Here is a 21,669-nt window from a genome sequence, read left to right as displayed (position 1 = left end):
CCGCTTCTGCGCTGAAATCAGTTGTCGGTCTAGGGACAGGGCTGGGTGGATGTCACATCCTGACGATGAGGGTAATTCGTTGGTGAACCGGACGTTTTCGACGTTTCGTAAGCGTCGCGAACAGAAGTACGGGCCGGCAGCTCAGACGCCCCCTGCTCCGCAGAACCGCCTCGATCGCAGGCCGGAGCGTGCAGAACCCGCCGCGTCAGATCAGACGGCGCCGGATCGCGCACCCGACGAGCAGCCCGTCGCCTCGACCGACGGTCGCCCGAACGGCACCGGGACCGACCACATCGCCGCCGACAACACCGCAGCCGACAACGGCGGGCTGCCGATCACCGCCTCTGCCACCCCGCAGACCAGCCCTCCCGAAACCGAGGTTCCCGGAACGCCGGATGTCGAACTCGAGCCCGAAGCCGAAGCGACACCCCCGGCAGACGACATCGAGGCACCCGAGGCGGAGACACCCAAGCCGGAGGCACCCGAGCCGGAGACACTCGAGCCAGAGACACCCGAACTCGACGCCACCGAGGTCGGCGTGCCGGAGGGCGCCTGGCCCGATGACGTTGCGGCGGAAGACGCGGCAGTCGAGGACACTGCCGAACCGGTGTCCACCACACCCGAGGTGACCGACGCAGAGGTGACCGGGGCAGAGGTGACCGACGCAGAGTTGACCGGGGCCGAGGTACTCGAACCTGGAGCAACCGAGGTCGAGGCGTCCGCGGTCGAGGTATCCGAGGTCGAAGCACCCGAGCCCGACTCCCCCGAGCCCGAGGCCCCCGACTCCCCCACTGTCGAATCCACAGACGCCGACTCCACAGACGTCGAACCCGCCGCCGTCGAACCCGCCGCCGTGGAACCTGCGGCCGTTGAACCCGCGGCCGTTGAACCTGCAGCCATTGAAACCCCTGCGGTTGAAACCACCCCTGCCGCCGCATCTGCTGTCGAGACGCCTGCCATCGATGTACCCGAACCGAAGAGCCCGGAACCGGTGGCCGACACCCCGGTAGCCACCGAAGAATCCGAATCCCACACCGTTGCAACGGAATCGACCCCGCCGACCCATCTCGCATTCAGCGAAGCCGAGACCACCCGCTTCGCAGCGGTGCCCCCGACACCGGTCGCGCCGGTCGCGCCGCCCGGGTCACCCGCCGACGACAACGAGACCGAACGGATCAACACCGGCTCCGAAGCGACCACCGAACGGATCAACATCGGTAAGGCCGCGTCACCGAAGAGCGCCACCCGGCCCGCCGCGCAGGCGTCACCGAAGAGCGCCACCCGGCCCGCCGCGCAGGGGTCATCGGTCGGGAACTGGAAAGCAGAACCTGCCACCCCGCAGTACATTCCAGCCGGCGGCGGCAATCCGCGGCAGCGGCCACCGGAGAACAAACCCAAGAAATCCCGCAAGGGTCTGTGGACATCCCTCGTCGCTCTCGTCGCGATCATCGCCGCTGCTGTCGTGGTGGTCGCCCTCGTCGCCGGCGGCAGTGACGAATCGGTGGCCCCCGCCGACGTCGCAGCCGACCGCGCTCTCGAATACGTGACCGCTCTGCAGGACGGCAACATCGTTGTCCTGCGCGCCATCACGTGCGGTGAGGCCCTGGAACGTTTTACGACGATGTCCGATCAGGAGTTCGCCGAAGACCACCAGATCCAGAAGGACAACAACGAACTCGTCGGGGTCGACGGCGTCAAGGCGTCGAAGATCATCGACGACGGGGACGCCGCGGTGGTCGAAGTGATCGCCTACAAGACCGCAACGCCCGACGAAAAGCTCGATGTCGCACTGACGCTGAGCAAGGTCGACGGCGAATGGAAGGTCTGCAAGGCCTGAGGACGCAACAAACGACCGCATTTTCACCGCCCGGGAACGCTACGCTCCTGGGGTGCCCTCATCGCAAGATCGGTCATCTGTGAATCCGTCCCCCGCCGACCGCGCGGTGAACGCCCCGGCCACTGTGGCCCAACCGGTCCTGCAGTCCGGTCTGCCCACGGTGGACAACTCCCACGCCACCACCGCCCCGGTGGCGGCTGCGCGACATCATGCGCCGCCGAGCCCGGAGCGACGCAGGCAGGCACAACCGACCCCGAACCCCGCGCCCACTGCGCAGTTCGAGCAAGCGGTGGTGCCGCCGCGGCCCGGCGTCTATTCACCGCCTGCCGCCTACTCGGCGACGCCCTACCCCACTGCCCATTCCCGGCCCGCGGCCACGTATTCGCAGGCTCCTGCGGGCCGGCCCCATCCGTCGCCCGGGTCCGGTCACGGGATCCGGCCGCCCCAGCCGTACCCGGGGGACCATCGGGGTCCGTTGCCCCAGAGTCCACAATCGACCTACCGTCCGGTGGAGGTCGATCCCGGCTCGATTCGGATGACCACAACAACGCAGCGGCCACACCGCCGGGTTGATACCTCGGTCTTATGTGCAGCCGCTGCGTTGATCTTGCTGGCGCTGGCAGTCCTGGTCGGACTGATGCTCTGAGCTGTTGTCAGCCCAGGATCGACTTGCCCGTCGACTTGAGGTCGTTGCAGGCCTCGACGACACGCTCGCTCATCGACGCTTCCGCCTTCTTCAGGTAGTTGCGCGGGTCGTAGACCTTCTTGTTGCCGACCTCGCCGTCGACCTTCAGGACGCCGTCGTAGTTCTGGAACATGTGTCCGGCGATGGGCCGGGTGAACGCGTACTGGGTGTCGGTGTCGACGTTCATCTTGATGACGCCGTAGCTCAGCGACTCTTCGATCTCACTCTTGAGTGAGCCCGATCCGCCGTGGAAGACGAAGTCGAAGGGCTTGGAACCCTCGGCCAGACCCAGCTTCTTGACGGCCACTTCCTGGCCGGTCTTGAGGACCTCGGGACGCAGCTTGACGTTGCCCGGTTTGTAGACGCCGTGGACGTTGCCGAACGTCGCGGCCAGCAGGTAGCGGCTGCCGGTGTCGCCCGCCCCGAGCGCCTCGATGGTTGCCTCGAAGTCTTCGGCGGTGGTGAACAGCTTGTCGTTGATCTCGTTCTCGACACCGTCTTCTTCGCCACCGACCACGCCGATCTCGATCTCGAGGACGATCTTCGCGGCTGCGGCCTTGGCCAGCAGTTCCTTGGCGATCTCGAGGTTCTCGTCGAGCGGGACCGCGCTGCCGTCCCACATGTGCGACTGGAACAACGGGTTCTGACCGGCGTCGACGCGGGCCTGCGAGATCTCGATCAGCGGGCGGACATAGGTGTCGAGCTTGTCCTTGGGGCAGTGGTCGGTGTGCAGCGCGACCAGCACGTTGTACTTCTCGGCAACAACGTGTGCGAACTCGGCGAGGGCCACCGCACCGGTGACCATGTCCTTGACGCCCAGGCCCGACCCGAACTCGGCACCACCGGTCGAGAACTGGATGATGCCGTCGCTGCCTGCGTCGGCGAATCCCTTGATCGCGGCGTTGATGCTGTTCGAAGAGGTGCAGTTGATTGCCGGGAAGGCAAACCCGCCTTCCTTCGCCGCATCGAGCATCTGTGCATATTGTTCGGGGGTTGCGATGGGCATATGTCCTCCAGCTGCAGTTTCGTTGTTGTCTCTGGTCAAGTATGGCAAGTGCCCCTCGACACCGCCCCTCCCGGACCGGCAGATTGAGTTCTGGAGACGATCACCCGGTACCCTTGGCTTCTGTGATCGAGACTCTTCTTGCCCAGACCACCACCGAAGTGGCCTTGTTGCCTGGGTTCCTGGACCCGATCAACCTCCTCAACTCGTTCGGAACATGGATGTTGGGCGGCTTGCTCCTCGTCGTGTTCATCGAGTCGGGGCTACTTTTCCCGCTGCTGCCCGGCGACTCGCTGCTGTTCACCGCCGGTCTGATCGTGGCCGCGAAATCCGATGAGATCGAGCCATTCGCCCCGCTCTGGGTGCTGTTGCTGACCATCCCGATCGCCGCATTCCTCGGCGATCAGGTGGGTTACTTCCTCGGCAACCGGTTCGGTTATTCGCTCTTCAAACCCGACGCCCGGGTCCTCAAGACCAAGTACATCGAAGAGGCCCACGTGTTCTTCGAGAAGCACGGCCCGATCACGATCTTCCTGGCCCGCTTCGTCCCGATCGTGCGTACCTTCGCACCACTGGTGGCCGGTGCCGCAAAGATGCGTTACCCGACGTTCCTCGTCTACAACGTCATCGGTGCCATCGTCTGGGGTGCCGGTGTGACCCTGCTCGGTTTCTGGCTCGGGCAGATCAGCTTCATCCAGGAGAACATCGACTACATCTTCTTGTTCATCGTCTTCGTCTCGGTCCTGCCGATCATCAGCGAGCTGTACAAGCGCTGGCGCAGGCGTGACGACGTGGACCCGATCGCTGACCCCGCGATCGAGCCCTCCGACAGCCCCAGCTAGCGCCAGGGGGCGGAAAACCTGCAACGCTGTTCAGTCCGCGCTCAACGTCGCGTAGATGCGATCGGAGAGTTCCTGATCGTTCAGGTCGAGGATCTGATTCCAGAAGAACACCGCTTCGGGACCATACGAGTGACCGTGGCCGTACGGCACCTCTGCAGCGAAGACCATGTCCAGGGTCACCTGCCAGAACGAGACGAACGGTATCCAGGTCATTCCCTTGTCGATGTCGTCGCCGCGCGGTTCATCGAGCCAATCAGGTTTGCTCCGAAGAAGATTCGACGACCACCAGACGATCGGGTCGCTCGGATGCTGCCAGTAGACGATCCGCGGGGTCTCCCACTGCCCCATACCCGGCGCGTAGAGATCATCCGGCGCCGACGCAAACCGGACGTTCTCGCCGCCGTAGATCACCGGCAGGATTTCTCGGCTGCCGGGATCGCGCGAATCGGTGATCCGGCGCCATTGTGAGGTGAAGTTGGGCGTGCCCACAAACAAGGCGCCGTCGGTTCGGGCAATCATGTCCTGCGCGCCGGAAAATGCGTCCTGCGACCCGTACGAGCCGAGCGATTCCCCGAATACCAGCAGTTTGGGACGACCGTCTTCCGGAAATGAACTCCACCGGTCATAGACCGCTTCGAACAGTGCCCGTCCGGCCAACCGGGGTGTTTCCCGGTCCGCGAGAAATGCCAGCGGACTCGGGAGGAACGAATACTGCATGGCGGCAATCGCGGAGTCTCCGCCCGAAAGGTATTCCAGCGATGCCGCGACGTGCTGGTTGACCCAGCCCCGGCCGGTGGTGGTGACCACCGCCAGGTATTCGCGGCTGAAGGCATCGGTGCGGTCGAGTTCTGCCACGACACCCTCGGCCAGCGCGTTCGCCGTCGGGGCGCCCTCGTCCAAACCGGACTCGTCGACGGAGGCCCGTCCGGCGTAGACCCGGATCGGTTCCAGCGCGGGACGGCCGGTCAGCTCGGCGATCTGCTGCCGGCGCGGGCCACCGGCCACAAATGTTCGCCCCTCGCGCCCCAGCGAATCCCAGCTCTCCACGGATCCCGGAGAACCCGAACGCTCCGTCTCGGTCGGCTGGACCACGCCGTCGGCCGTGCCTTGGTCCGCGGCCATTGCCGAACCGTTCGCGACCCGGGCCACCCCGGCGGTCACCAGGCCGTCCACGGCCAGCAAGAACACCACCGCGACCACCAGGACACTGACGCCGATCGCCACCGGGTCGGGCAGGAAACGGTCGGCCAACCGGTAGAACAGTCGCACCAGCCCGGCGATACCACGCCCGAGGTAGAGGCAGACGAAAAACACCACCACACCGAGGACGAAGACCCCGATGTAGTCCCAGTTGCTCCCCGGTTCGATCCCGACCAGTTCACGTGTGATGTCCTGCCACCACGAACCCAGGACCAAGAACAGCGGCAGAACGATCAGCGCGGCCAGCCCGATCGCGTACCACCCGATGCGTTGCCAGGTCGGCGGCCATTCCCGGGTCAGCCCGCATTTGCGGAAGATCCAGACAACCAGGACACCGATGCCGTAACCGATCGCAACGCTGATGCCGGTGGCCACCGCCTGCAGAGCCCACGTCCGTGGCAACAGCGAGGGCGACATCGACCACGCGTAGAAGAAGAGACCGAACACCAACCCCACGGGTTCGAATCTGCTGAGCCACTGTCGAATTCGGTGAAACCCGGGCTTGTGCGGTTCATCGGCGACCGGTGCATCGACCGGCCCCTCACCGGCCGTGCGCTCACCTGGTGGCTCGTTCGGCACCGGATCGTCGGGCGACGGCCCGGTGGACAACTGATCGGGGATCTGGCTCATCTCGACCCTTCTCGGGGGGACATCCTGCGTGTGGGTCGAATCCCTGTCCGACCCATCAGGGCGGCGTCGATTCGAAATGTTTCATTTCGGACTCAAAGGATCAGCGGGGGACCGGGTACGTGCGAGCCGATAAATACGCTCCCAACAATCGCAGATCACCGGCCGGTGGCGCAACGAAACCGTCTGCCAGACAATGCGGATGTATTGATAGAAGGGCCGCACGTTTCCGCGGTTTCGACATCTCCCATTGCCGATGAGCCGAGCGACACTTCAGTCCCTTCGGGACAACCTCATCGAGCCACCCTGAAAACTGTCATATAGCCGGGCACCGAGGGCAATCTTCCCTCGGAGCCATTGCAGGTGACAGTTTTCGGGGGCAACTCGCGGTGTCGGCCGGCGATCACCAGGCCTGGTCCAGATCGGCGTGCCTGCTGATCCACGCATGCATTGCGATACCGGCCGCAACGCCGGCGTTGATGGAGCGGGTGGACCCGAACTGCGCTATCGACACGGTCAGGTCGGCCTGCTCCTGCGCATCGGGGCTCACACCCGGACCTTCCTGGCCGAACAACAGCACACATTCGCGCGGAAGATCCGCGGTTTCCAGCGGAACCGAACCCGGCGTGTTGTCGACCGCGACCACGGCCAGCTGGTTCTCGCGAGCCCAGACCATCAGGTCGTGGACCGATTCGTGGTGCAACACATGCTGATAACGGTCGGTCACCATCGCACCACGCCGGTTCCACCGGCGCCGTCCGACGATGTGAACGGCACTGGCCATGAAGGCGTTGGCGGTGCGGACCACGGTGCCGATGTTGCCGTCGTGGCCGAAGTTCTCGATCGCCACATGGAACGGATGACGTCGGGTGTCGAGGTCGGCGACGATTGCCTCCCGCGTCCAATAGCGGTATGCATCAACCACATTGCGTCGATCGCCGGCTGCGAGCAGCTCGGGATCGTAGCGTGGGTCGGTGGGTGGTTCGGTTCCGTGTTCGTCGACCCAGGGACCGACTCCGACGGCCGGTTCACCCCATTCGGTCGGGCCGGCTTCCTGTTCCACTCAGGCCAGGCCGATGTCGCTCAAGCCGAGCAGCGACCGGTATTCCACGCCCTCGGCGGCGATGACCGCGTCGGCGCCGGTGTTGCGGTCGACGACGGTCGCCACACCCACCACGATCGCGCCGGCATCGCGCAGTGCCCGCACCGCGGTCAGCGGCGAGTTGCCGGTGGTGGTGGTGTCCTCGACCACCAATACCCGCTTCCCGACGATGTCGGGGCCTTCGATCTGGCGTTGCATGCCATGGGCTTTGGCCGCCTTGCGGACCACGAACGAGTTGATGGGGCGCCCGGGGGCATGCATGATCGCGGTGGCCACCGGATCTGCGCCCAGGGTCAGTCCACCGGCGGCGACGTAGTCCCAGTCGGCGGTCAGCTCACGCAGCAGAGCGCCGATGAGCGCGGACGCCTCGTGGTGCAGGGTGGCGCGGCGCAGATCGACGTAGTAGTCCGCTTCCGCACCCGACGACAACGTCACCTTGCCGTGGACCACCGCGAGTTCTGAGACCAGTTCGGCCAACCGGAGGAGTCCCCCGGCGGGAACGATCTCGGGGGCTACTGGGTCAGTCAACGGGTCCTCCAGGTCGGCGTGGGATGGTGCCGGACGAACCCGGTTGGCGTGGGATCGGGCCCGACTGACGGATCGGCGGGAGCGGACTGCGACCGGCGGGATCGCTGTTGCGCGGGGGTGTCGACGGCCGGCGGATCGGCTCGGCGTCGCGGGTTGAAGATCGGTCATCGGGCCCGGACGACCGGACTGGCGGCCGGGGCGGAAGATCTTCGCGACGGATGTTCTCGGTACGCGGATCGGCGAGTCCACGGCGTGACCGCCCGGTGGGGCTGGACGGGTCACGGGGGTCCGGTGCACCCTGCGGATCGACGATCGGGGGCAGGACCCGCAACAGATCGGTGAAACGTCGCACGGTCTCCAGAGCGGTGTCGAGACGCTCGGGATCGTTGGTGATCGGCATCGACCCCAGCGACCAGGCGCCCTCGTTCCACAAGATCTCGATGTAATCCGGTGCGTTGGTGGCCAGGGTCACCATGCGGCGGTCACAGACCCGCCGGGCCACATCGAGGTTGCTCGAGAACATCACCCGTTTACCCATCGCACCGAGCAGTTCGACATCGGGCTCGGCCGGGGCCAGGGTCTTCTCGTGCCGCAGATCGATGATCACACTGGACGCGGTGGTGCGCCGGATCGCGACGATGGTGGCGGTCTCCGCGAGATCGAAGACAAGCGTCTGCTCGCCGTAGTACGTTCCCTCGGCGACATCCTGAACCTCGATGTGGTCGGGCACATTCATGCCGGCCCGGACGAAGTCCCGCTTGAGGCCGGGATCGGTTGCGCGGTATGCGAACCCGTGCTGGTCGCCCCAGATCGCACGTTCCTGACGTACGCCGGTGACGCGCTTACGATCAAGCCACAACAGCGCACCGGCACCGGCCAGCGCCACTGCGGCGATCAAGAAGTAGACGACAGTCATCACGGCTCAGCTTACCGTGGCACCCGCGATTGACCTGCGAACGGATCACCAACCCTCGGGGGTGTCCGGCGGTCGGTGCCGCGGCGCGTCGTGATCAGTTGTCGGGTATCGACGCCGACACCCGCCCGTCGACGATGAGGTCGACGGTGGTGGCGTCCTCGCTTTTGACAATTCGGACCACCACCAGGTCGCCTTTGGCGAGGTCGGTCACCTCGTCGCCCTTCGCGGATTCGACGTGGGTGTCCGGACTCAGGGTCAGTTGATGTTTGCGGCCGTCCGGGGTGTGCACGGACAAGATCTCGTCGCTGATGCCGTCGATCGTGCAGAGCATGATCTTCGATCGCTCGGTCTCGAGCTTCTCGGGCAACGCATCGGATTCGGCGGTGTCGGCGGTCGAGTTCATTCCGGCCTGGTTCGGCGGGACATAGGTGAACTCGGCCGACGATTGCCCCGAGTCGTTGCGCTGCGCGCCCAGGTGGACGCAGTAGGCCAACGCCACACCGGCAACGGCCAGCCCGGCGACACACAACAACGTCACGACAATCGTCGAGCGCGGTCGGGTTTCAGGCACGTGTCCGAACATAGAAGCCCAGCCTGAGATCCATCTGTGAATAGGCACAGGTTGGGCGAAACATCTCAACTGACCCGCACGTACCCGACCGATCCCCTGCCCGACCGGGTGGACGTCGACCTCTCAGCCGGCCCGCACGTATCCGACCGATCCCCTGCCCGACCGGGTGGACGTCGACCTCTCAGCCGGCCCGCACGTATCCGACCGTCTTGTCGACCTCGTTGGCCGGCGCCCGGCCCGCCGCATACTCGCGCAGGTTGTCGAGGAACAGGTCTGCCAGTTCATCGCGCCAACCCACGACGTCCCCGCTCATGTGGGCCGAGACATTGACGTTCTCCATCTCCCAGAGCGGGTTCACCTCCGGCAGGGGTTCCACCTCGAACACGTCGAGCGACGCCGCCGCGATGGTCCCGGACCGCAGCGCAGCGATGAGGGCACGTTCGTCGATGAGCTGCCCCCGGCCGACGTTGATCAGATGCGCGGTCGGTTTCATGGCGGCCAGCACCTCGGCGCTGATCAGCCCCCTGGTCTTCTCCGTCAGCGGGGCGATGGTGATCACGTTGTCGAACCGGCCGACGTACCCGGCGAGGTCGTCGGTGGTCAGGACCGTCCCGAAGTCGGGGTCGTCGGTACGTTCGGTGCGGCCGGCGCCGGTCACCTTCAGTCCGGCGGCCCGGAGCAGCCGGGCAACCGCCCGCCCGATACCCCCGGTACCGATCACCAGGACACTGCGACCGGCGGTCCGGATGGTGTCGCGGCGCTCCCAGCGCTTCTCGTGCTGCAGCCGTTTGGACCGGTGGAACTGTTTGTCCTGGGCGATGATCGATCCCAGCACGAACTCGGCGATCGGCCCGTCGAAAACGCCGTGCGCATTGGTGACGGTGACCTTCGACGACCGCAACTCGTCGAACAGCATCGCGTCGACGCCGGCGGCGCACACGTGCACCCATCGCAGGGCCTTCGCGTGCGACCAGTTGTCCCGCAGCGCGGCGGAGAAGAAGTCCCAGAGCAGCAGCACATCGGCGCCTTGCCCGTCGGCCAGTGCGGCCCCGAGGCTGGTGGTGGTACACATGCGCACCTCGGCGACCTCGCGGATCTGCGCCAGATTGGCAGGTTCTCCGAGGCCCTCGCGGCCCAGGATCGCAACGACCGGCTTTTCCGACTTCTCGTGGCGACTTCTGTTCTGCCCAACTCCCATGAGGCCACGTTAAGGCAGTGAACCAACATCTACGACCGCAACTGTCTAATTGTTGACAATCCTGCAATCTGCCGTCACGGTGTACGAATGAGCCCCACCCAGCTGAGCCCCGCTCTGAAACAGGCGACACCGGTGGTCGTCGACCACGCTCAGGGGTCCTGGATTCATGGCACCGACGGAGTCGACTACCTCGACTTCACCACCGGCATCGGTGTCACCAGCACGGGCCATTGCCACCCGAAAGTGGTTGCCGCAGCGCAGGAACAGTGCGGCAAGATCATCCACGCGCAGTACACCACCGTGATGCACAAGCCGTTGCTCGAGCTCACCGAGAAGCTCGGCGAGCATCTGCCCACCGGCCTGGATTCGGTGTTCTACGCAAACTCCGGCTCCGAGGCCGTCGAAGCCGCCGTACGCCTGGCCCGAATGGCCACCGCCCGGCCCAACATCGTCGTCTTCCAGGGCGGTTTCCACGGACGCACCGTCGCCGCGGCCACCCTGACCACCGCCGGGACCCGTTTCTCCGCCGGCTTCTCACCACTGATGGGCGGGGTACACATGGCCCCGTTCCCCTATGCCTACCGCTACGGCTGGGACGAGGTGACCGCGGTCGAGTTCGCGCTGCGCGAGCTCGACTACCTCTTCGCCTCCCGGGTCGCCCCCGACGACACCGCGGCATTCCTGATCGAGCCGGTACTCGGCGATGGCGGTTACCTGCCCACACCCCCGGCCTTCCTCGCCGGCCTGCGCGAACGTGCCGACCGGTACGGCATCGTCCTCATCCTCGACGAGGTCCAGGCGGGTGTGGGCCGGACCGGAAAGTTCTGGGGCCACCAGCACACCGACGGTCTGACCCCCGACATCCTGATCACCGCCAAGGGCATCGCATCCGGATTCCCGATCTCGGCCATCGCCGCCCCCGAGGCGCTGATGGCCAAGGCCTGGCCCGGGTCGCAGGGCGGCACCTACGGCGGCAACGCGGTCGCGGCGGCGGCCGGTGTGGCCACGCTCGAGGTCATCGCCGAGGAAAACCTGGTGGACAACGCCCGGATACGCGGCGACCAGATGCTGCAGGGGCTGGCCGAACTCGCACCGAAGTTCAGCGAGATCGGGAACGTCCGCGGCCTCGGCCTGATGGCGGGTATCGAGTTCGTCGACGCCGACGGCGCCCCGGACGCCGTGACCGCCGCGGCCGTCCAGCAGGCCTGCATCCCGGAGCGACTACTGACGCTGACCTGCGGTCCGATGGGCAACGTGGTCCGCCTGATCCCGGCGCTCGTGGTCACCGAAGACGAGATGGCCACCGGGTTGAACAGGTTCGAAGCCGCGCTGACCGCGACCCTTGGATAGTGGTGGTCATGGATCCGGCCCCATCCCCCGACCACATCTGCGCTGATCTCATCGCTCTCGGCCTGAGCGCCGACGCCTCCTCGCGGCGGCGGACCGAATATGCGTACGACGCGTCGAACTATCGGCTGCGTCCACTGGTCGTGGTGTTCCCCCGCAGCGCTGCCGATGTCGCGGCGGTGGCTGTGTACTGCCACCGAAACGGGCTCACGCTGACCGCACGTGGTGGTGGGACGGGCATGGGCGGGAACGCGATCGGCGCCGGCGTCATCCTCGACTTCTCCCGCCATCTGAACCGAACACTGGCCGTCGATGCCGAGAACCGAACAGCGGTCGCCCAGGCCGGCATCGTCCTGACCACGCTGCAGAGCGAGGTGCGCGGCGCCACCGGCGGATCACTGACGTTCGCCCCCGACCCGTCGAGCCAGTCCCGGGCCACACTGGGCGGTGCCATCGCCAACGATGCCTGCGGCAATCATTCGGTCCGCCACGGCCGCACCACCGACCACGTCGAATCCCTCGACCTGGTCACCGCGGACGGACTGCAGCTGACCGCCACCCGCACCGGCCTGATCGCGACCGACCCGGCCGACGCCGTCGCCGCCGACCGCGCCGCCGAACTCTCGACACGGCTGCGCGAGTTGACCTCGTCGAATCTGGGCGCGATCCGCACCGAGATGGAACGCATCCCGCGTCAGGTCTCGGGCTACCACCTCGGCAAGCTGTTGCCGGAGAACGGTTTCGACGTCGCCCGGGCCCTGGTCGGAACCGAGGGAACCTGCGCGATCGTGGTGTCGGCGACCGTCCGGCTGGTCCCGTCGGCCACCCGCCCGCTGTTGCTTGCACTGGGCTATCGCAACGTGGTCGACGCCGCCCGCGACGTCCCCACGCTCCTCGAGTTCGCCCCGTCGGCCATCGAAGGCATCGACGAACGCATCGTCGCGACCATGCGGGCCCGGCGCGGCGACGACGCAGTCGCGGGACTGCCCAGCGGAAACGCCTGGCTCTACGTCGATCTCGATGAGGAGAGTGCGTTGAAATGGTCGAGCTCCGCCTCCGCCTCCGGCTTCGGCTCCGAGGGCCCGCAGGAAGCAGCTCTGGCGTTGTTCGACAAACTCCGCGCCAACGGACGTCTCGTCGACGGACGCACCGTGCCCGATCCGACGCAGCGGGTCTCGCTCTGGCGGATACGCGAGGACGGCGCCGGCCTGTCGTCGCGGCTGGTCGACCCCGAAGACGTCGCCCCCGAAGAAGGTGGGCACGGCGGCGCCTACGAATCCTGGCCCGGCTGGGAGGATTCCGCGGTGGCGCCGGAGAACCTGGCCGAGTATCTCGAGGGGTTCGAGCAACTCCTCGACCGGCACGGACTGACCGGTGTGATGTACGGGCATTTCGGCGCCGGCTGCATGCATGTGCGGATCACGTTCGACCTCCGCAGCGCCGCGGGCCGCGCCACGATGCGCAGATTCTGCACCGAGGCCGCAGAACTTGTTGTCGCGCATGGTGGTTCGCTCTCCGGTGAGCACGGCGACGGTCGGTCACGTTCGGAGTTCCTGCCGATCATGTACTCCCCCGAGCTCATCTCGGCGTTTTCCGATTTCAAGCAGATCTGGGATCCGGCCGGGATCCTCAACCCCGGCAGCATCGTCGACCCCGACCGGATCGACGACAACCTGGCCCTGGCCGATGTCCCGGACCGGCACTGGAAGACCACGTTCGATCTCGGGACACCCGAACTCTCTGACGGCGGCAAACCCGGCCTCGACCCGTTCGTGCACGCCGTCCAGGGATGTATCGGCGTCGGGCGATGCCGCACGACGTCCGGTGGCGTGATGTGCCCGAGCTACCGTGCCACCGGGGACGAAAAGGACTCCACCCGGGGCCGGGCCAGGGTGCTGCAGGAAATGGTCCGCACCGCCCCCGACATCAAGTCGGGGTGGCGCGACGAGGATTCCCGGGAGGCTCTCGACCTGTGCCTGTCCTGCAAGGCCTGTTCCACAGACTGTCCCGTCGGCGTCGACATGGCGACGTACAAGTCGGAGTTCTTCTCCAACTACTACCGCGGTCGGCTACGTCCCCTGTCGCACTACTCACTGGGGTGGATGCCGGCCTGGCTGGGGGCCGCCGCCCCGCTGGCACCACTGATCAACCGGGCGCTGTCCGGCCCCCTGGCCGATCTCGCCGCCCGCGCCGGCGGTGTCGATCCCCGGCGCACCATGCCCGCGTTCGCCCGGCGAAACACCGTGCGGGACGGCATGTCCGGGCTGCGCCCCGACCCGGCAGCCGACTCCGTCCTGTTCGTCGATTCGTTCACCAAGGCGTTTCGGCCGCAGGTCGCCGCGGCCACCGCGGGGGTGCTCGGCAGCGCCGGGCGGACGGTCAGTTGCGAGGCCGACAACTGCTGCGGGTTGACCTGGATCTCCACCGGTCAGCTCAGGCGGGCCCGTAAGGTCTTGGCGCGCACCGCCGATGCCCTCGACGACGGCACCGACCGGCCGATCGTCGTACCCGACCCCAGTTGCGCTGCCGCCCTGCGCAAGGACCTGCCCGAACTCGTCCACACCGACGCCGCCAAGCGGGTCGCCGGCCGCGTCCGCAGCTTCGCCACCGAGGTCGGGCACCTCCTCGACGGGGGATGGCAGCCGACCGCGCCGCTGCCGGCCGAGGTGACCGTGCAGACGCACTGCCACGAGTACGCGACCTTCGGGCCCAACACCCAGCAGTCGGTGCTACGCCGCCTCGGGGCCACCACCATCCACCAGGCCGACGGATGTTGCGGCGTGGCAGGCAACTTCGGATTCGAGAAGGGCCACTACGAGGTGAGCATGGGTGTCGCCGAGCAGGCGCTGGCACCGGCCCTGCGCAACCACGCCGATCACACCCCGGTGCTGACCGACGGATTCAGTTGCGCCATGGCGGTCCAGCATCTCGCGGCCACCGACGCGACCGTGCCCGATGTGCAGTCGGTACATCTGGCCGAGCTGCTGCACCCCGCACCGGCACGGCCGAACGGCGGCACCCAACAACAACCACGAGGAGGTAAACCATGGCGACGTCACCGGTACTGAGCACGGATCGAAAGGCCCTCGCGGCCGGCCTGATCGGATCACTGCCTTCCGGACTGTTCATCGACGGACAGTGGACGTCGGCAGCATCCGGCGAGACCTTCGAGGTCGAGGATCCGGCCACCGGTCAGGTGATTGCGCACGTGGCCAACGGTGGTGCGGCCGATGCGACGGCAGCGATCAATTCCGCCGCCCGGCATCAGAAGACCTGGGCCGCCACTGCCCCCCGCGAACGCAGTGAGATCCTGCGCCGCGCCCACGACCTGATCCTGGACCGCACGGACGAGCTGGCGCTGATCATGACCACCGAGATGGGCAAGCCGCTCGCCGAGGCCAGAGGTGAGGTGGCCTACGCCGCCGAGTTCTTCCGCTGGTTCTCCGAGGAGGCCGTCCGGATCGACGGCGGCCACACCACCACCGGTGACGGCAAGAATCGGATCATCGTCACCAAAGAGCCCGTGGGACCCTGCATCCTGGTCACGCCGTGGAACTTCCCGCTGGCGATGGGTACCCGCAAGATCGGTCCGGCGATCGCCGCCGGCTGCACCATGGTCTTCAAACCCGCCGAACTGACACCGCTGACGGCGTTGGCCCTCACCGAGATCCTCACCCTCGCCGGGCTCCCCGCCGGTGTCTTGAATGTGGTGACCACCGATGCGCCCGGCCCCGTCGTCGAAACCTGGATGGACAGCGGACTGGCCCGCAAGGTCAGCTTCACCGGATCCACCCAGGTCGGCAAACTCCTGCTGGAGCAGGCCTCCCGCACGGTGATGCGCACCTCGATGGAACTCGGCGGGAACGCGCCGTTCATCGTCTGCGAAGACGCCGACCTCGAGAAGGCCGTCGACGGGGCGATGATGGCGAAGATGCGGAACATGGGTGAGGCCTGCACCGCTGCCAACCGGATGTTCGTGCACCGCAGCGTCGCCGGTGAGTTCACCGCGCGACTGGCCGCGAAGATGGGCGCGCTGCAGGTCGGCGACGGCGCCGAGGACGGCACCGACGTCGGTCCGTTGGTCGAGCAGAAGGCCATCGACAAGGTCCGCGAGCTCGTCGCCGACGCCGTCAGCCGCGGTGCCGAGGTGCTCTGCGGCGGAGAGGCATCCACGGATGCCGGCTACTTCTACCTGCCGACGGTGCTCTCGGGTGTCGACCGGCGCTCGGCCCTGATGGGGACCGAGATCTTCGGCCCGGTGGCGCCGGTGATCCCCTACGACACCGAAGACGAGGTCATCGAGCTGGCCAACGACACCCCGTGGGGTCTGGTCGGATATCTCTTCACCCAGGACATCGACCGCGGACTGCGGATGTCCGCGGGTCTGGAGGTCGGGATGGTGGGCCTCAACACCGGCCTGGTGTCCAACCCGGCGGCACCGTTCGGCGGCGTCAAACAATCGGGACTCGGTCGCGAGGGTGGGCGGGTCGGTATCGAGGAGTTCCTCGAGATCAAATACCTCGCCATACCACGAACCTGACGGCCCGTTGGCGGAAATCCCCCGCCTGCAGGATGATTCGACAGCAGAAGGAGGTGTGACCAGATGTACCTCGGATCCCAGTTGTTCAGCGACGCCGAATACCAGACCCGGCTCGCCGGGGTGCGCACCCTGATGGACCGGCAGGGTCTGTCGGCGATCATCGTGACCGACCCGGCGAACATCTTCTATCTCATCGGATACAACGCCTGGTCGTTCTACACACCACAGATGCTGTTCGTCCCGATGGACGGCGACATGGTGTACTTCGCACGAGAGATGGACGCCCACGGCGCCCACCGCACCACCTGGTTGCCGCCCGATCAGATCGTCGGATACCCGGAAAGCTATGTCCACCGGCCGCACGTGCACCCGTTCGACTGGGTCGCGTTTGCGCTGCGCCAACGGCATCTCATCGCCCCGGCATCGCGGGGCGGCTCGGTGGGACTGGAGATGGATTCACACTTCTTCTCCCCCAAGGCCTATCGCGCGCTGGTCAATGCCATCCCCGAGTGGAAGCTCGTCGACTGCTTCGAACTCGTCAACTGGGTGCGCTCGGTCAAGTCCGATGCGGAGATCCAGTTGATGCGCCAGGCCGGGATGGTCTGCTCGGAGGCGATGCGCGCCGCCATCGACACCATCGACATCGGGGTACGCCAATGTGATGCCGCAGCGGCGATCTCGCAGGCCCAGATCACCGGCACCGATCAGTTCGGTGGTGACTATCCGGCGATCGTCCCGATGATGCCCACCGGCGCCGCCGCCGACACCCCACACCTGACCTGGAATCAGGGGACATTCATCAGCGGTGAGGCGGTGGTGGTGGAACTGACCGGTGCCCACAACCGCTACCACTGTCCACTGGCCCGCACGGTCTCGTTGGGTCCGGTCAACAAAGACGTGGACTACGTCGCGGGCGCCACCGCCGAGGGGCTGAACAATGTCCTCGACGCCATCGCGCCGGGTGTTGCCACCCGCGAACTGGCGTCGACCTGGAACTGGACCCTGGCCAAGTACGGCCTCGAAAAGCATTCCCGGCTCGGTTATTCCATCGGTATCGGATATCCCCCGGATTGGGGTGAGCGGACCATCAGCATTCGCACCGAAGACGAAACGATCCTCGACGAGAACATGACCTTCCACATTGTCTGCGGCATGTGGATGGACGGCTACGGATTCGAACTGTCCGAATCGGTACGTGTCAGCGCCACCGGCGTGGAGACATTCACCAGCTTCCCCAGAGAACTGATCAGGAAAGCGGGCTGATCGGAAAGTGAGAGGAAAACGCATGACCGCAACAGGACTCCCCCTCGCCGGGGCACGCACATTTCCACTCGCCGGCCGGGCCAAAGATCTGGTCGGGTCGATGATCGACTCGTCGACGTCCCTGCTCGCCGCCCAGAAGCACGACATCGTGCGATTCGCCATGGGCTCGCCGGCGGACGAAGCAGTACCGGCCGACGAGTTCCGCGAGATCGCCGGCAGCATCCTCGATCACACGTCGTTCACGTATGGGGCGTCCGAAGGCGAGCCGCGGTTGCTCGACCTGCTGGTGAAATATCTTGCCGGCACACCTGATCCGGCGAGTCAGGATCGATTGGTCATCACCACCGGCGGAATGCAGGGACTCGACCTGGCCTGCAAGCTGTTCGTCGATCCGGGCGATCTGGTGATCACCGAATCACCGACGTACACCAACGGCAGTGCCACCGCGTTGTCGTACGGTGCCGAACTGCTGGAGGTCCCGGTCGACGACGAGGGCATGCTGGTCGATCAGCTCCCCGATCTCGTCGCCCGCACCGGGCGCACCCCCAAGGCCATCTACACGATCCCCAACTTCCAGAATCCCTCCGGCGTGACGTTGTCCCTCGAGCGTCGTAAGGCACTGCTCGAATTGGCCCACAAGTGGGGCGCGGTCATCATCGACGACGATCCCTATGCGCTGCTCCGCTTTTCCGGCCAGGACATCCCCACCTTCCGGACCCTGAGCCCGGACGACCCGTTGTTGTTCTCGGTGCGGACGTTCTCGAAGATCCTGGCTCCCGGGTGGCGCGTGGGCTGGATCGACGCGGACCCGGCCCTGCGGCAGTTGCTGATCAACGGCAAGCAGGCGATGGACACCTGCACCAATGTCCCGAACCAGCACATCGTCGCGGAGTACATTTCGCGCGGTGGTCTCGATGCCCACCTGGTCTCCCTGCGCGGCCTCTACCGGATTCGTCGCGACGCCATGATCTCTTCTCTCAACCAACATCTGGGAGAAGACTTCTCGACGACCAACCCGGACGGCGGCTTCTTCCTCTGGGTCACCCTGGCAGGCCGATACGCCGAGGTCGACACCCGCGAACTCTTCGAGATCGCCCTGGCGCAGGGCGTGGCCTTCATCCCCGGGCCGGCTCTGTCCCCCGGCGGCCATTTCCGCAACGCCCTGCGGTTGTGTTTCGCCTCCAGCACCCCCGAGCGCATCGACGTGGGGATCCGGCGCCTGAAGAGCGCGCTTGACCTGGCAGTGTCCGCTTCGTGAACGAGGCGGCCGTACTCGAGCTGATCGACGAGTCGGAACTCGTTGCTCTCACCCGGTCGCTGATCGATGCCGGTGGTGAGAACCCCGGAGGGACCGAGGCCCAAACCGTCGCGGTCCTCGGCCGCGCCTGCCAGGAACGAGGATTCACCGTCGAGACCCGGGAGGTGGCGCCGGGTCGTCCGAATCTGACTGCCACGGTTCCGCACTTCGGGGATCGGCCGGGGTTGATGTTGCTGGGCCACTCGGATGTCGTACCCGCCGGCGACGGATGGACCCGGCGTCCGTTCGGCGCCGGTGTCGAGGACGGGCGCATCTACGGTCGGGGTGCCACCGACATGAAGGGCGGACTCGCGGCTGCGGTGATCGCGATGGCCGCACTCACCCGGTCCGGGATGCACCTGCCCGGTCCGGTCCAACTGGCCTGCACCGTCGACGAGGAAGATCTCGGGATCGGGATCCGCGACTTCGTATCTCAGGGTTCCCGGTACCGGTTCGCCGGCTGCGTGGTCGCCGAGCCCACCGACCTCGAGACCGTCATCGCCTGCCGCGGGGCGTCCTACCTCGAGGTCCGGATCAGCGGCCGCGCAGCCCACTCCGGCCGCCCGGCCGATGGCCGCAACGCCATCGACGCGGCCGCGGCGGTCATCGACCTGGTTCGGACCGATCAGCGGCGGCTACTGGCCAACCCCGACCCGCTGCTGGGGTCGGGCACCTGGAACACCGGGCTCATCGAAGGCGGGCAGGGCATCTCGGTGGTGGCACCGAGCGCCACGGTGAGTTTCGACCGCAGGCTGATGCCCGGTGAAGACGCCTACGACATCGCGAAGTGGTTGCGCGGAGCGATCAGCGACGCCGGAATCGACCGCGACGGCATCACGGTTGATGTGAAGGTGACGATGGCGATGCCGGGATTCCGTACCGAACGCGACCATCCCCTCGCGAGCCAGGCCGCCGGCGCCGTCACCGATGCCGGCGGCCACACCGCGATCACCGGGTGGACCGCCGCCTGCGACGGTGGCTTCATCCACCGCGATCTCGATATCCCCACCATCGTGCTCGGGCCCGGAGGACTCAACGACCAGGCCCACCGCCCCGACGAGTCGGTCTCGATCGCCGAACTGGTGATCGCCGCGAAAGCCTATGCGCTGCTGGCCTTACGGATGCTCTGACGAGACTATTTCGGCACGCTGAACGGCGTTTTCGGCACGCTCGACGGATCCACACCGAGCGGGCCGAAACCACCGTCGAGCGGGCCGAAACCACCGTCGAGCGGGCCGAAATCACCGTCGAGCGGGCCGAAATCACCGTCGACCGTGCCTTAAATGTCGTCGTTGCTCAGGGCACTTCGGGGAAGTTCACGATTGCGAGGTTGAGCGGGAGTTCGCCGGTGCGGGATTCGGGTGCGGCCGGCTTGCCCTGCAAGAACGTTCCGGTCAGATAATCGTCGGCGTCGGCGATCTGTTGCGGCGCCACCTGCCCGTCATAGTCGAGGCTCTTGAAGTTGTACGGCAGCGAATCCGATCCGAGAAGGCTCGGTCCGTCCATGAGCTGAAAGTGCAGATGCGATGCGTTGGCGTTGCCGGTGTTACCCAGCTTTCCGATGACCTGGCCTTCGGTCACCTTGTCGCCGGCCTTCACCGTCACCGATCCCGAGATCATGTGGGCGTACATCGCGTAGACGCCTCCACCGAGATCGAGGATCACGTGATTCCCGTCGACGTTCTCTGCGGTCAGCTTTGCCGCCAGCGTCGGGTCGCTCGCAGGCAACACACCCGGAGCGTTCGCCTCCATACCGTCGAGGATTGACACCACGGTGGCGTCGGCGACGGCGAGGATATCGGTGCCGTAGTCGACGTAGCTCTCGTTGCTCGTCTTGTCGCCCGTGTAGAACTCGCCCTCGTCGTTGACCCGCTTCCAGTCGATCGCGAAACGCTGACTGTTGTTCAGTTTCCCGTTGAACGACGACAGCGAACTGCGGTGCGGGAAGCCCGGCTCGCAGCAACCGTTGAGGGCAATCCAATTGGTCCCTCGCAATGGTGGAGAGATGGCCGGGACTGTCTGTGTGGACAGCGCAACGGGTGTTGTCAGGTAGTCGATGGGCCCCGGTTGCCCGAAAGCCGGTGAGGCCGCGCCCGTCCCGTACAGGTGGTGCAACAGCGCCTTCGGGGCATCATCGAGCGAGTCCAGCACAAAATCGATGAACAGGACGCGACTCTCCTGCGGCGGGATCGCGGTGTCGTCGACGGTACCGGCCGGCAGGTCCCGCAGTCGATTGCAGTCCCCGTAGTCGCAGTTCGGGTCGACCAGCGCAGTTCCGGAAAAGCTTGCGATCACCTTGGTCGGATCGGAGCCGTCCACGACATCGAACTTGTCGAGGGTGGCCGGCACCGCGGTGGCATTGGTGAGCTGCAGATCGTAGGCGACGTGATACTTGCCGTCCGTTCCGCGGAACGGAAGCGGCGAGTTCCCGATGGTGGTCAAAGTGATTGCGGTGAACGCGTCCGGCACGGCCACACCGGGTACGGAACCGGCCGGGGGCGGCGCCGACGCACCGGTCGAATCACTGCCGGAGTCCGATGAGCAACCGGAGGCGACCAACGCGATCGAGACCACGAGCGAGCAATGACAGTGGGGACACGGGTGACTCTCACGACTGACTCCGATTTCTAGAAGTTGGCCGAAACATACCAGTTGGCGTTCTCGCTGAACGAAAGTCACCCAGGGACCCCGATGATGCTGATCCCATACACAG

At 66.2% G+C, this 21,669-nt stretch carries 17 protein-coding genes; 9 read left to right on the top strand and 8 right to left on the bottom strand.

What is annotated here, in order from left to right; translation table 11 throughout:
• The first annotated feature begins 82 nt into the window (after positions 1-82).
• Both AC51GT_RS15190 and AC51GT_RS15185 read left to right on the top strand, forming a co-directional pair.
• Positions 83-1,837, top strand: coding sequence for an Rv0361 family membrane protein (locus AC51GT_RS15190; protein ID WP_496329295.1), 1,755 nt, complete (start codon positions 83-85; stop codon positions 1,835-1,837).
• A 52-nt stretch (positions 1,838-1,889) separates the two neighbouring features.
• Positions 1,890-2,483 (top strand): hypothetical protein, encoded by a 594-nt coding sequence (locus AC51GT_RS15185; protein ID WP_496329294.1) that lies wholly within the window; start codon positions 1,890-1,892, stop codon positions 2,481-2,483.
• 7 nt (positions 2,484-2,490) lie between these two features.
• On the opposite strand, the gene fbaA is transcribed toward AC51GT_RS15185, so the two are convergent.
• Positions 2,491-3,528 (bottom strand): class II fructose-bisphosphate aldolase, encoded by a 1,038-nt coding sequence (gene fbaA / locus AC51GT_RS15180; RefSeq protein ID WP_496329293.1) that lies wholly within the window; start codon positions 3,526-3,528, stop codon positions 2,491-2,493.
• Between the two features lie 122 nt (positions 3,529-3,650).
• Here fbaA and AC51GT_RS15175 point away from each other — a divergent pair, with 122 nt between their 5' ends.
• Positions 3,651-4,367: a DedA family protein gene (locus tag AC51GT_RS15175; protein WP_496322839.1), complete on the top strand. Its 717-nt coding sequence runs from the start codon at positions 3,651-3,653 to the stop codon at positions 4,365-4,367.
• Between the two features lie 30 nt (positions 4,368-4,397).
• Here the strand turns inward: AC51GT_RS15175 and AC51GT_RS15170 are convergent, their stop codons facing one another.
• From AC51GT_RS15170 to AC51GT_RS15145, 6 genes are all read right to left on the bottom strand, one after another.
• Positions 4,398-6,197 (bottom strand): alpha/beta hydrolase, encoded by a 1,800-nt coding sequence (locus AC51GT_RS15170; RefSeq protein WP_496329292.1) that lies wholly within the window; start codon positions 6,195-6,197, stop codon positions 4,398-4,400.
• A 400-nt stretch (positions 6,198-6,597) separates the two neighbouring features.
• Positions 6,598-7,257, bottom strand: a complete 660-nt coding sequence (locus AC51GT_RS15165) for a TrmH family RNA methyltransferase (RefSeq protein ID WP_496329291.1) — start codon at positions 7,255-7,257, stop codon at positions 6,598-6,600.
• Positions 7,258-7,824, bottom strand: coding sequence for an orotate phosphoribosyltransferase (pyrE, locus tag AC51GT_RS15160; protein WP_496322836.1), 567 nt, complete (start codon positions 7,822-7,824; stop codon positions 7,258-7,260). It lies immediately after the preceding gene.
• Positions 7,817-8,740: a TtfA family protein gene (locus AC51GT_RS15155; RefSeq protein ID WP_496329290.1), complete on the bottom strand. Its 924-nt coding sequence runs from the start codon at positions 8,738-8,740 to the stop codon at positions 7,817-7,819. Before AC51GT_RS15155 ends, pyrE begins: the two co-directional genes overlap by 8 nt.
• A 94-nt stretch (positions 8,741-8,834) precedes the next feature.
• Positions 8,835-9,311: a hypothetical protein gene (locus AC51GT_RS15150; RefSeq protein WP_496329289.1), complete on the bottom strand. Its 477-nt coding sequence runs from the start codon at positions 9,309-9,311 to the stop codon at positions 8,835-8,837.
• A 181-nt stretch (positions 9,312-9,492) separates the two neighbouring features.
• Complete coding sequence (locus AC51GT_RS15145) at positions 9,493-10,509, bottom strand: D-2-hydroxyacid dehydrogenase (RefSeq protein ID WP_496329288.1); 1,017 nt, start codon at positions 10,507-10,509, stop codon at positions 9,493-9,495.
• Positions 10,510-10,596: 87 nt separating this feature from the next.
• Between AC51GT_RS15145 and AC51GT_RS15140 the strand changes: the two genes are divergently transcribed.
• The 6 genes from AC51GT_RS15140 (at position 10,597) to AC51GT_RS15115 (ending at position 20,086) form a co-directional block, all read left to right on the top strand.
• Positions 10,597-11,859 (top strand): aspartate aminotransferase family protein, encoded by a 1,263-nt coding sequence (locus AC51GT_RS15140; protein WP_496329287.1) that lies wholly within the window; start codon positions 10,597-10,599, stop codon positions 11,857-11,859.
• 8 nt (positions 11,860-11,867) lie between these two features.
• Positions 11,868-14,924, top strand: coding sequence for an FAD-binding and (Fe-S)-binding domain-containing protein (locus AC51GT_RS15135; protein WP_496329286.1), 3,057 nt, complete (start codon positions 11,868-11,870; stop codon positions 14,922-14,924).
• A complete protein-coding gene (locus AC51GT_RS15130; protein WP_496329285.1) occupies positions 14,903-16,396 on the top strand; it encodes an NAD-dependent succinate-semialdehyde dehydrogenase in 1,494 nt (497 codons plus the stop codon). The genes AC51GT_RS15135 and AC51GT_RS15130 overlap by 22 nt, the downstream gene beginning before the upstream one ends.
• 63 nt (positions 16,397-16,459) lie before the next feature.
• Entirely contained in the window at positions 16,460-17,659 is a 1,200-nt protein-coding gene (locus AC51GT_RS15125; RefSeq protein WP_496329284.1) for a M24 family metallopeptidase, read from the top strand.
• A gap of 22 nt (positions 17,660-17,681) precedes the next feature.
• Positions 17,682-18,917 (top strand): aminotransferase-like domain-containing protein, encoded by a 1,236-nt coding sequence (locus AC51GT_RS15120; RefSeq protein WP_496329283.1) that lies wholly within the window; start codon positions 17,682-17,684, stop codon positions 18,915-18,917.
• Positions 18,914-20,086 carry a M20 family metallopeptidase gene (locus AC51GT_RS15115; protein ID WP_496329282.1) on the top strand — a complete coding sequence of 391 codons (1,173 nt, stop codon included), beginning with the start codon at positions 18,914-18,916 and terminating at the stop codon, positions 20,084-20,086. The genes AC51GT_RS15120 and AC51GT_RS15115 overlap by 4 nt, the downstream gene beginning before the upstream one ends.
• Before the next feature lie 166 nt (positions 20,087-20,252).
• Here AC51GT_RS15115 and AC51GT_RS15110 read toward each other — a convergent pair whose 3' ends face one another.
• Positions 20,253-21,530 (bottom strand): M23 family metallopeptidase, encoded by a 1,278-nt coding sequence (locus AC51GT_RS15110; protein WP_496329281.1) that lies wholly within the window; start codon positions 21,528-21,530, stop codon positions 20,253-20,255.
• Positions 21,531-21,669: the final 139 nt, after the last annotated feature.

The sequence above is a fragment of the Williamsia sp. z34 genome (assembly GCF_059553395.1).
This window is presented reverse-complemented; position numbering and strand designations above follow the sequence as displayed.